The organism is Agrobacterium leguminum (assembly GCF_005144435.2).
Taxonomy (GTDB): Bacteria; Pseudomonadota; Alphaproteobacteria; order Rhizobiales; family Rhizobiaceae; genus Agrobacterium; species Agrobacterium leguminum.
Genome location: NZ_CP120211.1, coordinates 1,067,193 through 1,080,694, shown reverse-complemented (window position 1 = coordinate 1,080,694; position 13,502 = coordinate 1,067,193). Strand labels below are relative to the sequence as shown.

The 13,502-nt window shown below is 59.5% G+C and carries 13 protein-coding genes; 1 reads left to right on the top strand and 12 read right to left on the bottom strand.

What is annotated here, in order from left to right; translation table 11 throughout:
- The first annotated feature begins 247 nt into the window (after window positions 1-247).
- On the top strand, window positions 248-1,537 hold the full coding sequence (gene gltA, locus CFBP4996_RS05330) for a citrate synthase (protein WP_003502585.1): 1,290 nt from the start codon (window positions 248-250) through the stop codon (window positions 1,535-1,537).
- Window positions 1,538-1,613: 76 nt separating this feature from the next.
- On the opposite strand, the gene CFBP4996_RS05325 is transcribed toward gltA, so the two are convergent.
- The 12 genes from CFBP4996_RS05325 to rseP all read right to left on the bottom strand — a co-directional run bounded on the left by CFBP4996_RS05325 (window position 1,614) and on the right by rseP (window position 13,487).
- A complete protein-coding gene (locus tag CFBP4996_RS05325) occupies window positions 1,614-2,348 on the bottom strand; it encodes an amino acid ABC transporter ATP-binding protein (protein ID WP_080852137.1) in 735 nt (244 codons plus the stop codon).
- Window positions 2,326-2,985 (bottom strand): amino acid ABC transporter permease, encoded by a 660-nt coding sequence (locus CFBP4996_RS05320; protein WP_003521390.1) that lies wholly within the window; start codon window positions 2,983-2,985, stop codon window positions 2,326-2,328. The genes CFBP4996_RS05325 and CFBP4996_RS05320 overlap by 23 nt, the downstream gene beginning before the upstream one ends.
- Window positions 2,982-3,653 carry an amino acid ABC transporter permease gene (locus tag CFBP4996_RS05315; RefSeq protein WP_035261720.1) on the bottom strand — a complete coding sequence of 224 codons (672 nt, stop codon included), beginning with the start codon at window positions 3,651-3,653 and terminating at the stop codon, window positions 2,982-2,984. Before CFBP4996_RS05315 ends, CFBP4996_RS05320 begins: the two co-directional genes overlap by 4 nt.
- Window positions 3,654-3,735: 82 nt before the next feature.
- The gene (locus CFBP4996_RS05310; protein ID WP_035261717.1) at window positions 3,736-4,521 is read right to left on the bottom strand and encodes a transporter substrate-binding domain-containing protein; all 786 of its coding nucleotides are present in this window, start codon (window positions 4,519-4,521) and stop codon (window positions 3,736-3,738) included.
- A gap of 6 nt (window positions 4,522-4,527) precedes the next feature.
- Window positions 4,528-5,238 (bottom strand): GntR family transcriptional regulator, encoded by a 711-nt coding sequence (locus tag CFBP4996_RS05305; RefSeq protein WP_080852138.1) that lies wholly within the window; start codon window positions 5,236-5,238, stop codon window positions 4,528-4,530.
- A 163-nt stretch (window positions 5,239-5,401) separates the two neighbouring features.
- A complete protein-coding gene (gene lpxB, locus CFBP4996_RS05300) occupies window positions 5,402-6,586 on the bottom strand; it encodes a lipid-A-disaccharide synthase (RefSeq protein WP_080852142.1) in 1,185 nt (394 codons plus the stop codon).
- Window positions 6,586-7,449 carry an LpxI family protein gene (locus CFBP4996_RS05295; RefSeq protein ID WP_162935878.1) on the bottom strand — a complete coding sequence of 288 codons (864 nt, stop codon included), beginning with the start codon at window positions 7,447-7,449 and terminating at the stop codon, window positions 6,586-6,588. The genes lpxB and CFBP4996_RS05295 overlap by 1 nt, the downstream gene beginning before the upstream one ends.
- A 3-nt stretch (window positions 7,450-7,452) precedes the next feature.
- Complete coding sequence (lpxA, locus tag CFBP4996_RS05290; protein WP_003521399.1) at window positions 7,453-8,268, bottom strand: acyl-ACP--UDP-N-acetylglucosamine O-acyltransferase; 816 nt, start codon at window positions 8,266-8,268, stop codon at window positions 7,453-7,455.
- Window positions 8,265-8,732 (bottom strand): 3-hydroxyacyl-ACP dehydratase FabZ, encoded by a 468-nt coding sequence (gene fabZ, locus CFBP4996_RS05285; RefSeq protein WP_003521400.1) that lies wholly within the window; start codon window positions 8,730-8,732, stop codon window positions 8,265-8,267. Before fabZ ends, lpxA begins: the two co-directional genes overlap by 4 nt.
- On the bottom strand, window positions 8,725-9,792 hold the full coding sequence (gene lpxD / locus CFBP4996_RS05280; protein WP_080852143.1) for a UDP-3-O-(3-hydroxymyristoyl)glucosamine N-acyltransferase: 1,068 nt from the start codon (window positions 9,790-9,792) through the stop codon (window positions 8,725-8,727). Before lpxD ends, fabZ begins: the two co-directional genes overlap by 8 nt.
- Before the next feature lie 49 nt (window positions 9,793-9,841).
- On the bottom strand, window positions 9,842-12,166 hold the full coding sequence (bamA, locus tag CFBP4996_RS05275) for an outer membrane protein assembly factor BamA (RefSeq protein WP_080852147.1): 2,325 nt from the start codon (window positions 12,164-12,166) through the stop codon (window positions 9,842-9,844).
- 199 nt (window positions 12,167-12,365) lie between these two features.
- Window positions 12,366-13,487, bottom strand: coding sequence for an RIP metalloprotease RseP (gene rseP / locus CFBP4996_RS05270; protein ID WP_003521404.1), 1,122 nt, complete (start codon window positions 13,485-13,487; stop codon window positions 12,366-12,368).
- Window positions 13,488-13,502: the final 15 nt, after the last annotated feature.

Here is a 13,502-nt window from a genome sequence, read left to right as displayed (position 1 = left end):
TGCCGCACCGGGAACAGGTTTGCAGGCGGATGCGAGGGATTGCAATCCTTTCCTTTAACCCTGCGTTGACTGAGATTGAATTGCCATCGCTGGGAAAGACGAAAGCAAGGCAATTGCGTTTGCCGCAATGCACAATTTGACCTTTGGATAGCTTGGCATCTGCGCAAGGATCATATAGCTAATCGGTAGACGCTTAACCGCGGGGCGTATCTCAACGCCCCCACCCGCATGTTTTCGGAGGATCAGTATGACGGAAAAAAGCGCTACAGTGACACTTGGCGAAAAGCAGGTCGAACTCCCGGTCAGGGAAGGCACGATCGGACCAAGCGTCGTCGATATCGCCACGCTGTACAAGCACACGGGCTCTTTCACTTACGACCCGGGTTTCACGTCGACGGCCTCCTGCGAATCCAAGATCACCTATATCGACGGTGACGAAGGCGTTCTCCTGCATCGTGGCTTCCCCATCGAGCAGCTCGCCGAACAGGGCGACTTCCTGGAAACCTGCTATCTGCTGCTTTACGGCGAACTGCCGACCGCGGCTCAGAAGAAGGATTTCGACACCCGCGTCACGCGCCACACCATGGTGCATGAACAGATGAGCCGCTTCTTCACCGGCTACCGCCGCGATGCGCATCCGATGGCCGTCATGTGCGGCACGGTCGGTGCTCTCTCCGCCTTCTATCACGACTCGACCGACATTACCGATCCGCACCAGCGCATGGTCGCTTCGCTGCGCATGATCGCCAAGATGCCGACGATCGCCGCCATGGCTTACAAGTACCATATCGGCCAGCCCTTCGTTTACCCGAAGAACGACCTCGATTACGCCTCGAACTTCCTGCACATGTGCTTTGCCGTGCCCTGCGAGGATTACAAGGTCGATCCGGTTCTGGCCCGCGCCATGGACCGCATCTTCATCCTGCATGCCGATCACGAGCAGAACGCCTCCACCTCCACGGTGCGTCTTGCCGGTTCTTCGGGTGCGAACCCGTTCGCCTGTATCGCGGCTGGCATCGCCTGCCTCTGGGGCCCGGCTCACGGCGGCGCCAACGAAGCGGCGCTCAACATGCTGAACGAAATCGGCACGGTTGACCGTATTCCGGAATATATCGCCCGCGCCAAGGACAAGAACGATCCGTTCCGCCTGATGGGCTTTGGCCACCGCGTCTACAAAAACTACGACCCGCGCGCCAAGATCATGCAGAAGACGATGTACGAAGTGCTGGAAGCCACCGGCAACTCCGACGATCCGATCATGCAGGTCGCGCTGGAGCTGGAAAAGATCGCCCTTTCCGACCCCTACTTCGTCGAAAAGAAGCTTTACCCGAATGTCGACTTCTATTCCGGCATCACGCTGAAGGCGCTCGGCTTCCCCACGACCATGTTCACCGTTCTCTTCGCTCTTGCCCGCACCGTCGGCTGGATCGCACAGTGGAACGAAATGATCGAAGATCCGCAGCAGCGCATCGGCCGTCCGCGCCAGCTCTATACGGGCGCCGGCAAGCGCGATTACGTTCCGGTTTCCAAGCGCTAAGCCGAGAAACCCTATAAGATCAAAGGCCGGCAGGTTTTCACCCGCCGGCCTTTTTTGTTGGGCACCCAAATGGTTCTCAGTGGCGTGCAGCAACGCCCAGGAACTGCTTGAGTTCGGGTGTTGCTGGATTGGAAAACACCTCTTCCGGCGGGCCAATTTCATGCACCCTGCCCTCATGCATGAAGACGACGCGGGAGCAGACGTCGCGCGCAAACTTCATTTCATGCGTCACCATCAAGAGCGTCATGCCTTCAGCGGCAAGTTCACGTACGACGGCCAGAACTTCCGCGACAAGTTCGGGATCGAGCGCCGAGGTGATTTCATCGCACAGCAGCGCGATCGGCTGCATGGCGAGCGCGCGGGCAATGGCGACGCGCTGTTGCTGGCCGCCGGACAATTCATCGGGATAGGCATCGAATTTATGCGCCAGCCCGACCCGTTCCAGCATCTTGCGGGCTACGGCTTCCGCTTCCGGCTTTGGGGTCTTCTTCACCACGGCCTGCGACAGCATGACGTTGCCGCCGACGGTCTGATGCGGGAAGAGGTTGAACTGCTGGAAGATCATGCCGACCTTCAGCCGCAGGGCTTTCAGATGCAGATCGTCTTCGAGAAGCTGCGCGCCGGCGACCGATATGGAACCGGCCGAAATCGTCTCCAGCCCGTTGATGCAGCGAAGCAGGGTCGATTTTCCCGATCCGCTCTTGCCGATGATGGCGATGACCTCGCCCGGCTCCACATCGAGGTTGATGCCCTTCAGAACCTCGTTGCTGCCATAGCTTTTGCGGACTTCAGTGATTTCGATGAGCGACATTGAGCTTCCTTTCGAGGATCTGGCTGCTCTTCGACAGAGGCCAGCACAGCGCGAAATAGATGAGGGCGACGAGGCCATAAACGGTGAAGGGCTGGAAGGTGGCGTTGGTAACGACCGTGCCGGCCTTGGACAGTTCCACGAAGCCGATGATCGAGGTCACGGCCGTTCCCTTGATGACCTGCACGAAGAAACCGACGGTTGGCGGAATGGCGACCCGCATGGCCTGCGGCAGGATGACATAACGCATCTGCTGCAGGCGTCCCATGGCAAGGCTCGCCGATGCCTCCCATTGGCCCTTGGCGACGGATTCCACGCAGCCGCGCCAGATTTCGGTGAGGAAGGCCGCTGCCCACAGGATCAGCGTCAGGCCCGCCGCCAGCCAGGCCGGCACATCGATGCCGAACAGGCCGAGGCCGAAAAAGGCGATGAAGAGCTGCATCAAAAGCGGCGTGCCCTGAAAAAGCTCGACATAATAGCGTGCGAAAGCCCGCATCGATTTTTTCCGAGAAATGCGCATGAACAGCAGAAGCAGCGCCACCAAGCCGCCGCCGGCAAAGGAGACGAGCGAGAGCAACACCGTCCAGCGCGTGGCGAGCAGCAGGTTTCTGAGAATATCCCAGGTGGAGAATTCGATCATCGGACACTCCTGCGCGGAAAGATGAGGTTGCCCCCCATCACCAGCACCTGCCGGAGAAGGATGGCGAGCACGAGATAAATGACGGTGGAGACCATATAGGCTTCGAAGGCGCGGAAGGTGCGCGACTGGATGAAATTGGCCGCGAAGGTCAAATCCTCGGCAGCAATCTGCGAGACGACCGACGAGCCAAGCATGACGATCACCACCTGCGATGAAAGAGCGGGCCAGATGCGTTGCAGCGAGGGTACCAGAACCACATGCCGGAAGGTTTCGAAACGGGTCATGGCAAGGCTTGCCCCCGCCTCGAACTGCCCCTTCGGCGTCGCCTGAATGCCGGCGCGGATGATTTCGCAGCTATAGGCCCCGAGATTGACCACCATGGCGATATTGGCGGCGGTCAATTCCGACAATTGCAGGCCAAGCGATGGCAGGCCGAAAAAGATAAAAAACAATTGTATGAGGAATGGCGTATTGCGAATGAGTTCCACATAGGTCGCGACCGGCGGCCGCAGCCATTTGGGCCCCAGCGCGCGCACCCAGGCGCAGACGATGCCGAGTGCGATGCCGAGAACGCCGCCAATGGCAATCAATTCCAGCGTAACGGCGATGCCCTTGGCGATCTGCGGGTAATAGTCGAGAAGCCATCCAAAATCGAATGTGTATTTCACCCGATGCTTCCTTTCGGCGAGGACAAACCATGCGCCGGTCCTGCCTCAAAGCGAGGCCGGCGCATGCATTTTGCCGGGTTGCTCAGAGATCCTTGGGCAGGTCGGTTTTCAGCCATTTCTGCGCGATCGTGTTCAAGGAACCATCGGTCTTTGCGGTGGCGATGATGGCGTTGACCTTTTCAAGCAGCGCCGGCTGCTCCTTGTTCAGGCCGATATAGCAGGGCGAATTCTTGATCAGGAATTTCAGCTCGGGGCGCTTTGGCGGGTTCTTGGCGAGAATGGCGGCGGCCACGACATTGCCCGTGGCCACGGCTTCTACCTGGCCGGCGAGGAAGGCAGAGATCGTGCCGTTATTGTCCTCATAACGCTTGATGGTCGTATCGGCAGGCGCCACCTTCGTCAGCTCCAGATCCTCGACCGCGCCACGGGTGACGCCAATGGTCTTGCCGGACAAATCCTCCGCCTTGGTGACGGCAACCGAATCCGGAGCGAACACGCCGTTGAAGAAGGGCGCATAGGCGGTGGAGAAGTCGATGACCTTTTCACGGTCCGGGTTCTTGCCGAGGCTCGAAATCACGAGATCGACCTTGTTGGTCTGCAGATAGGGAACGCGGTTGGCGCTGGTGACCGGCACGAGTTCGACCTTCACGCCCAGCTTCTCGCCGATCAGATTGGCGACGTCGATATCGTAGCCCTGCGGGGCCATATCCGTGCCGACGCTGCCAAAGGGCGGGAAATCCTGTGGGACGGCAACGCGGATCGTGCCGCGGGAGGTGATATCACCGAGCGCATCGGCAAAGGCTGCGGGCGAAAAACCAAGCGTTGCGGAAATCGCGGCAATGGCAAGCAATGAACGTCTGGAAATCATTGGGAATTACTCCTTGGGGCTTGAGGAAAGGGGCTGAAGTGAAAGGGAATTGCGAAGCTCGTAGAGCGGATCCGGCCTGCGGGTGAGATCGAGACCGGTTTCGACTTCATCGAGATGGCGGATGGCGAGTTCGGCGGCGCCATGAAAATCGGCAGCCTTTATCGCTTCGAAGATACGGCAATGTCCGTCATGCGATTGCTGCGCATGGAAATCGGACTGATAGAGCATGGAGATGAGGATGGTTCTCGCCGTCAGGTCGCGCAGCGTTTCGACGATGATCTCGTTGCCGGCGATTTCAGCGATGCGAATGTGGAAATCGCCCATCAGGCAGGTCAGGCGCTGGCGGTCGCCTTTGGCAATCGCCGCCTTTTCCTCATCGAGATGATCGGCGAGGATGGCGATGCCTTCCGGGCTGACGCCGGAAAGATTGCGCAAGAGCCCATATTCGATAATGCGCCGTGCTTCATAGACCTTGATGGATTCTTCGGCGGAAGGCTCCACCACGAACCAGCCACGGCGCGGGCTGACGGTGACGATGCCGCGCGTCTCCAGCCGCATCATGGCCTCGCGAATGCGCGTGCGCGACACGCTGAAGAGGCTGGCGAGCTGGTTCTCGCTGAGGCGGGTTCCCGGACGAATGCGCGCGGAAAGAATGCCGGAGATGATGGCGTCTTCTACCGCGCTCTGGGCGCTTTCTGATGTATGGCTATCTTGCATACAAGATTGAAAGCAAGAGGTGTGCCAGACGGAAATTTATGGGCCGGGAGCTATCAGGTGGTCAGCCGTTTGCCGCACTAACGATCAAATGCAGTAAAATCGCGCCCTCGCCTGCCTGCATCGGCAGCAGGACGGCAGCCCGTGGGAGAGAGTGCTTATATGATTATTGTGAGGGACGAGCTTTGCTCTTCAGGACATCCAGAAGAATGCGCGCACCGGTTTCGCCCGGAGGCACATCCGTGTGCAAACGCTGCTGCACGAGTGCATAACCTTCGAGCATCGCCTGCCGCTCGGTGGTGTCGGAAGACAGACGCTCTGCCCAGCGCAGCATCGAACCTGCCCTTACCACCTCGTTGAAATATTCCGGCACGACGGCGTAATCGGCAATCAGGTTCGGCAGCGCCCCCGTCCACGTCTTCACCCGCTTGCTCAGCATGGTGAAAATCCAGTCGGTCTTGTAGACCGAGATCGTCGGCACGCCCGCGAGCGCGAGTTCCAGAATGACCGTGCCGGAAGCGGCAATCGCCGCATCGGCTTCAGCAAACGCATTCCATTTGAAAGCGGAATCGATACCGATTTCAGGCCTGATATCCTCCGGCCATGACGCTGCCAGTTCGCGGATGCGTTTTTCCTGACGCGGCACGGTGGGCAACAGGAACCGCGTCGGACCGTTGCGCTCCACAAAAGCTCTCGCCGCCGCCTGAAACGGCTCCATCAGCCGTGTTGTTTCAGTGGAGCGCGACCCTGGCAGGAGGAGAATAGTCTTCGGTTCGCCATCCGCCGGCAGAAAACGTTCCGCCCGCTTCTGGCGCACGGAGAGCACATCGGGGTCGACGCTGAGGCGATGACCGACAAAAGTTGTCGGCGGGCCGCCGAGACGGCGCATGGCCTCCGGCTCGAAGGGCAGCAGAGCGAGCACATGATCGACATAGGAGAGCATCGCGGTGGCGCGATATTCCTTCCACGCCCAGACGCTGGGGCAGACGTAATTGACGACCGGCAGATGCGGCAATTGCTGCCGGACTTTTTTCGCAACGCGATGGGTGAAATCCGGGCTGTCGATAATCAGCAGAATATCGGGCTTTGCGGCGGCGATTGCCTGAGCGGTCTGGTTGATCCGCGCAATGAGCTTCGGCAGTTTTTTCAGAACCTGCGTAAAGCCCATGATGGAGAGTTCGGAATAGTCGAACAGGGAAACCAGTCCCTGCGCTTCCAGCGCCTCGCCACCGACCCCGACCAGCTCGACAGGCCCCGTATATTGGGCCTTAAGCGAGCGGATCAGATCCGCGCCTAAAAGATCGCCGGATACTTCCCCGGCTATGACCGCCACTTTTAATGCCGCCGTCATCAGATCATGTCTCCGCCAAGTGATGTATCGATGCCGCAGACGAATATGCCCGCCTCATCGGCCGCTTTCAACATCGCCTCGCGATCGAGCACCAGCGCCCGCCCGGCTTCGACGGCGATACCCGCCAGCCCGGCTTTTCGCGCATTCTCCACCGTTTCCACACCGATTGTCGGCAGGTCGGCGCGCACATCCTGCTGCGGCTTGCAGAGCTTTACGAGCACACCCCTGCGGCGCGGGGATATACGTCCTTTGGCGCGCAATGCCGCAACGCGCGCCAGCATGGCATCCGTGCCCTCAACGCCTTCCAGCGCAACGATGCGGCCGCCGACGGCGACCGCGCCCTGCCCCACATCGAGCTTGCCGAGCGCAAGCGCGGCTTCAGCCGCCTTGCGTATATCGCGCAGATCATCCTCGGCAGGTTTTTGCGTACCGAAAGGGCCTATCGCGGCCAGCAGGCCGGGGGCGATCTCGTGAGCGCCGATGACTTTTGCGCCGAGCGTGCCGATGATCTTGATAACCATCTGCAGAACGGCGTCGTCGCCGCTCGACAGCAGCGTCCTGACAATGGAAGGCAATTTGAGCAGTATGCCGACTGTAGGGCGGATCTCGCGCCATTCCGGACGCCGCGCCACGGCGCCGGACAGCACGACACGGTCTACCCGGTTTTCGCGCAGCAGGCGGCCAAGCCCGGCAACATCGCCGACACTGATGACGGCATTGTCGAAACCGCTCCAGTCGAAACGGGAATCATCACGCAGGCGCACGATGAAAGGGTTCTCGCCCATCTCACGAGCGGCGGCCGCCACATAAAGCGGCAGCTGGCCGCTGCCGGCCACAATGGCGAGACGCCCGCCGCCTGTCACGGCTCACTTGCCCCGGTTGGGCGAAGAGATCGCGCGGTCGCTATCCGCACCGATGAAATCGATGACTTCAAGCGCCTGCGGGCAATCCAGATAATCGTTACGGTCGATGGCCGCTGCATTGCCGCGGATCGTGCCTTCGGCCTCGAAAATCGCCTTGTAGACGCGTCTGACCTTATGGATATCGGCGCGCTCGATGCCGGCACGGGTCATGCCGACGACGTTCAGGCCGCCGAGGATGCCGGGATTGCCATTCAGCATGCCATAGGGAATGACATCGTAATTGACCGCCGAAAGTCCGCCGATAAAGGCCTGGCGGCCGATGCGGGTGAACTGGTGTACGGCGCAGCCGCCGCCGAGAATAGCGCGGTCCTCAATGGTGACATGGCCCGCCAGCATCACATTGTTGGAAAGCACGATGTGGCTGCCGAGGCGGCAATCATGCGCCACATGCGAATTGGCGAGGAAGAGATTATCGTCACCGATAATGGTCTTGCTGCTGCCATCGGAGCTGCCGGCGTTCATCGTCACGCCTTCACGCATGATGCAGCGCTCACCGATCTCGAGGGTCGTTTCCGAACCGTCGTGGCGAATTGCCTGCGGCGTCCCGCCGATGACCGCCATGGGATGGACGACCGAGCCACGGCCGATGACGGTCAGGCCGGAAACAACGGCGTGATTGTGCAGCTGAACATCGTCATGCAGCGTGACTTTCGCGCCGACATAGCTCAGCGCACCGATGACGACGTTTTCACCGATCACCGCACCGTCTTCGATCACGGCGCTCGGGTGAATTCTGGCCGAGGCGGCAATCGTGCTCATTGCTGATCCTCGGGGATCATCATGGCGCCGACATCTGCCTCCGCCACCAGCGCGCCGTCCACCTTCGCTTCGCAATGGAATTTGAAGACATTACCGCGCTGGCGCTGCTTGACGACATGGATTTCCAGACGATCGCCGGGAATCACGGGTTTGCGGAACCGTGCATTGTCGATTGTCATGAAGTAAACTAGGTGACCGCCCTCGCCCTGGCTGCGAGCGCAGATCGCGCCTGCCGTCTGGGCCATGGCCTCGACGATCAGAACGCCCGGCATGATCGGCCGGTCCGGGAAGTGACCGGTGAAATGCGGCTCGTTGACCGTCACGTTCTTGATGCCAATGGCCGAGTTGTTACCGTCGATCTCGATGATCTTGTCGATCAGCAGGAATGGGTAACGATGCGGCAAAAGCTTCATGACTTCCAGAATGTCAGCCGCGCCGAGCGCCGTCTTCGTTTCTTCAGTCATTGTTTTTCTCTCCTGTTTTTTTATCACGCCCTTCAGCGCGTGCCAGAATTTCGGCCATGTCGCGCAGGAAATATTTCATCGGACGCGCGGGCGTGCCGCCATAACGGGCGCCTGCCGGAACGTCCGCCACAACGCCGCTCATCGCCGCGATCTGTACGCCGTCGCCAATGTTGATATGGCCATTGATGCCGGCCGCGCCGCCAATCATCACACCGTCGCCGATGCGGGTGCTGCCCGCAATGCCGACCTTGCTGACGATGCCGCAATGGCGGCCGATGCGGACGTTGTGGCCGATCTGGACCTGATTGTCGATCTTGGTGCCTTCGCCGATGACCGTATCATCCATGGTGCCGCGATCAATCGTGGTGTTGGCGCCAATCTCGACATTGTCCTGAATGATGACCCGGCCGATCTGCACGATCTTCAACATGCCGCGCGGACCGGGAGCATAACCGAAACCGTCCTGACCGATGCGCGCGCCGTTATGGATAATCACATTATTACCGATGAGGGCTGCAAGAACGCTTGCGCCGCCGGCAATGGTGCAATCGCGTCCGATCTGCACATCCTGCCCGATGATGACGCCTGGACCGATGCGCGTACCAGAGCCGATATGGGCGCCAGCTCCAATCACGGCGAGAGACTCGACGATGACACCCGCCTCCAGCTTTGCGGATGGATCGACATGCGCAGCATGAGAAATTTCGGCTTCCATACGCGCGATCGGACCGGGCCGCATGGCGGAGGGATGCAGCAAGGCACCCACCTGCGCAAAAAGCGTGTGCGGGTTTTTCGATATCAGCGCAGGGGTGTGAGACGGAAGCATGTCTACAAGTGCGGCGTCACAAATGACGGCGCCAGCGTCGCAGGTCTGCAGCTCATCGCGGTTCTTGCGCGAAAGAATATAGCAGAGCTGATCGGGTTTTGCCCGGTAGACCGGCGCAACGGACCGAATGATCCGCTCTCCCGCCGCATCATCAGACAGTTCCGCCCCAAAACGGTCCGCGATATCTTTCAATCGCAGTCCCTCGTGGGGCGGAAAAAAGGCGTTGTATTCCATCAGCCGGAAACTCCAGAACGTTCAAAGTTGCAGTTCTGGACTGCCGATATCAGAAAGTGTTGGACATGCCAAACCGGAAACGCTGTTCCTCGTCGTAGTCTTCCTTGGCAATCGGCACGGCGTAGTCGACGCGGATCGGACCGAAGGGCGACGCCCACATCACACCGATACCGGCGGATGCACGGATGGAGTTGTCGTCCTTCACACCTGCACTGTTGGCGACCTTGTTGCCATACAGCGTGCCGGCATCCACGAAACCAGCGAGACGCAGGCCGAAATCTTCCGGAACGCCAGGCATCGGAGCCGTGATTTCAGCAGAAGCGGCGAAATAGGTCGTGCCGCCGATGGAGTCGGAACCGATGCGCGGACCGATACCGTCGTTCTTGAAGCCGCGAACCTGACGACCGCCAAACTTGAACTGATCGAATACCAGCAGGTTGTCACCCGTCGGCATGACGTGGCCCGCCTGACCCGTGATCGAACCAATGACATCGTACTCGTCAGACAGCGTGTAGAAGAAGCGAGCCTTGGCGTAAATCTTGTAATATTCGGAATCGCCGCCGAGACCTGCAAATTCGTTCGTCAGAGCAGCCTGCCAGCCTTCACGCGGCATGTTGCGGTCGTCGAGCGTATTGTAGTTCAGCGTGTTCGAAATGATGGACTGTGTCCAGTCACCGCCACGGATCAAGTCTTTGTAGGGCTCGGCAAGGTTGCTGCCGGTTTCCCAGTCGCCTTCGCCATCATAATTGATCTGCTTGTAGGTGTATTTGAACGTCGTCGAGAGGTCCTCGGTGATCGGCGCGGTCACGCGCAGCGAGAAGCCCTGCTCGTCGTAGTCATAATAGTCTTCGCTGCGGCTCTGGCTCTTGAACAGGTCGAAACCTGCGGCAAGGCGGTAGCCGAGGAAATAGGGTTCCGTGAAGGACAGCGTATAGCTGCGCGCATCGTCTTCACCCGCACCGGCGGCGAGACGGATGTACTGGCCGCGGCCGAGGAAGTTCTTTTCTTCGATGGAGGCTTCGAGCAGCACACCGTCGTTCTGCGAATAGCCGGCGCCGATACCGAACGAACCCGTCGACTGATCTTCTACGTCGACAACGATGACGACGCGGTCAGGCGCGCTGCCGCCGGCGGTCGAAATATTGACCTTCGAGAAATAGCCGAGCGCTTCGAGACGGCGCTTTGCAGCCGTGATGACCGTCTGGTTGAACGCATCGCCTTCGGAAATATCGAACTCGCGACGGATGACATAGTCACGCGTACGGGTGTTTCCGCGGATTTCGATACGCTCGACATAGGCGCGCTCACCCTGGTCGACGATATAGGTCACACCGATGGTGTTGCCAGCCATGTCGCGGTCGCCGCGCGGCGTTACGCGGGCAAAGGGATAACCTTCGCCGGCCACGCGCTTGGAAATCGCTTCCATGCTCTGCTGAACTTCCTTGGCGCTGTAGCTTCCGCCCTGGTGGGTTTCCACGAGGCCCTGAAGCTCCGAACCGTCGACGCCCGGAACGGTCGATTCGACCGCGACGTTGCCGAAGTTGTAACGCTGACCTTCATCGACCGTAATGGAGATGGTGTATTCGTTCTTGGACTCGTCCAGCACAGCCTCGGAGGACACGACACGGAAGTCGGCATAACCGCGGTTGTAGTAGAACTGGCGCAGCGCCTCTTCGTCGGCGCGCAGCTTGTCCTCGTTATAGACGTCCTTACGCGTCAGGAACGACAGCATGTTGGACTTCTTGGTATTGATGACGGCGGCCAGACGACCATCGCTATAGGCATTGTTGCCGACGAAATCGATACGGCCGATCTTCGTGCGCTCGCCTTCATTGATGACGAAAGCAATGTTCACACGGCCCTGACCGACGGAAACGGTCTGCGTGGTGACTTCAACATCGCTACGGCCGATGGCGGCGTAGGCTTCCTTGATGCGGGCAATATCCGCCGTCACGATGGCCTGATTGAACGGGCCGAGGGACTGGGTCTGCACGACGCCGGCGAGCTTGTCGTCCTTGATCTTGCGGTTACCGTTGAAGACCACCTGGTTGACGAGCTGGTTCTCATTGACGGTCACGACCAGCGTGCTGCCGGAAACGCGCATGGAAACATTCGAGAAGTAACCGGTGGCGTAAAGACGCTTCACCGATTCATCGATGTCCGAATTGGAAAAGTTCTTACCCGGCGCAATGGTGATGTTGGAACGCACGGAGTCCGCACCGGACCGGTCGGCCCCGCGAACATCGATCCTGCTGATGACGGCCGCATTTGCAGCGCCAGCAGAGGCAAGCACGCCAAGGCCCGCAACCGAAGCAACACCGGCAGACAGAGCAACCGCCGACACAGCGTTCAAAAATCTTGAACCAGCCTTCATTTCAATTCTTACCTTTTTACGTTGTCCCTCAGCGGGCGGAACCCGACTCCGGCCATGTGCGTCGTTTTACCTGCTTTTCCCCTACAAGCAAGCGCGAACGTTAAATTCTGTTTACTTCGTGCTCCAGAGTGGCTCATTCGCCACTTCGGCATAAAAACAAGGTAAACAAATAACTAACAAAACCGTTAAAACACAATCCTCAGCCGATCAAGCTGCTGATATCATTCCATGTTGCAAAAACCATAAGACCCAAAATCATCATCATCCCGATACGGAACGCGACTTCCTGCGCGCCCGCGCCGAGCGGCCTGCCGCGAATGGCCTCGATGGCGTAGAACACCAGATGCCCGCCGTCCAGAACCGGCACAGGCATCAGGTTCAAAAGACCGATGGAGACGGAAAGAACGGCGGCAAGCTGGATAACGGCAGAAATGCCGAGCGTCGCCATCTGGCCGGAGGCCTGCGCCACACGCACCGGACCGCCAAGCTGATCGGCATTCATGCGCCCCGTCACGAGATTGCCGATATAGTTGAATGTGCCGGTGATGACGTGACCTGTTTCGCGCACGCCTTCGACCAGCGCCTCGGACGGCGAATATTCGATATGGCGGAAATTGCCGCTGGTCTGGTCGGTGACGATGCCGATAATGCCCATTTCCAGCTTGTTGCCGAACTGGTCTGTGGTTTCGGTGCGGGTCGGGACCATCGGCAGCTTCAGCTCCTCGCCCGCCCTTTCGACCGTCACCGTGATCGGCGTGCCCGGCCGGATGCCGACGTAACGGCGGACATCCTCGAAGGTCATCACTTTTTCGCCATCGATCGCGATGAGCCGGTCGCCGGGCTGCACGCCCGCGGCGGCAGCCGCGCTGTTTTCACGGACTTCCGCTACGACCGGATCGGCGATCATCCGGCCATAGATACCGAAGAGCACCGCGAAGATGAGAATGGCGAGAATGAAATTGGCGATCGGGCCCGCGGCAACCGTGGCCGCTCTTTTCCACAGCTTTGCGCCGGAAAGCGTCTGCGCCCTCTCCTCCAACGACATATGCGACAGGCCGGAACTATCCGGCTTGCTCGCCGCATCCTCATCGCCGAAGAACTTGACGTAACCGCCGAGCGGGATCGCGGAAATCTTCCATCGCGTGCCGCGTTTGTCGGTGAAACCGATCAGCTCCGGGCCGAAGCCGATGGAGAATGCGGTGGAGCGGATGCCGCACCAGCGACCGACCAGATAATGGCCCATTTCATGGACAAAAACGAGCAGTGACAGCACCAGGATGAAGGGCACGATATAGCCGGTCAGAAAGCCGGTCGCCGCCATTACTGTGTTCATGAC

What these genes read in the sequence shown, in the direction of transcription:
- gltA (WP_003502585.1), top strand. Translation starts at nt 248, where the DNA reads ATGACGGAAAAAAGCGCTACAGTGACACTTGGCGAAAAGCAGGTCGAA.
- CFBP4996_RS05325 (WP_080852137.1), bottom strand. Translation starts at nt 2,348, where the DNA reads ATGTCGCTCATCGAAATCACTGAAGTCCGCAAAAGCTATGGCAGCAAC.
- CFBP4996_RS05320 (WP_003521390.1), bottom strand. Translation starts at nt 2,985, where the DNA reads ATGATCGAATTCTCCACCTGGGATATTCTCAGAAACCTGCTGCTCGCC.
- CFBP4996_RS05310 (WP_035261717.1), bottom strand. Translation starts at nt 4,521, where the DNA reads ATGATTTCCAGACGTTCATTGCTTGCCATTGCCGCGATTTCCGCAACG.
- CFBP4996_RS05305 (WP_080852138.1), bottom strand. Translation starts at nt 5,238, where the DNA reads ATGCAAGATAGCCATACATCAGAAAGCGCCCAGAGCGCGGTAGAAGAC.
- lpxB (WP_080852142.1), bottom strand. Translation starts at nt 6,586, where the DNA reads ATGACGGCGGCATTAAAAGTGGCGGTCATAGCCGGGGAAGTATCCGGC.
- lpxA (WP_003521399.1), bottom strand. Translation starts at nt 8,268, where the DNA reads ATGAGCACGATTGCCGCCTCGGCCAGAATTCACCCGAGCGCCGTGATC.
- fabZ (WP_003521400.1), bottom strand. Translation starts at nt 8,732, where the DNA reads ATGACTGAAGAAACGAAGACGGCGCTCGGCGCGGCTGACATTCTGGAA.
- lpxD (WP_080852143.1), bottom strand. Translation starts at nt 9,792, where the DNA reads ATGGAATACAACGCCTTTTTTCCGCCCCACGAGGGACTGCGATTGAAA.
- bamA (WP_080852147.1), bottom strand. Translation starts at nt 12,166, where the DNA reads ATGAAGGCTGGTTCAAGATTTTTGAACGCTGTGTCGGCGGTTGCTCTG.
- rseP (WP_003521404.1), bottom strand. Translation starts at nt 13,487, where the DNA reads ATGGCGGCGACCGGCTTTCTGACCGGCTATATCGTGCCCTTCATCCTG.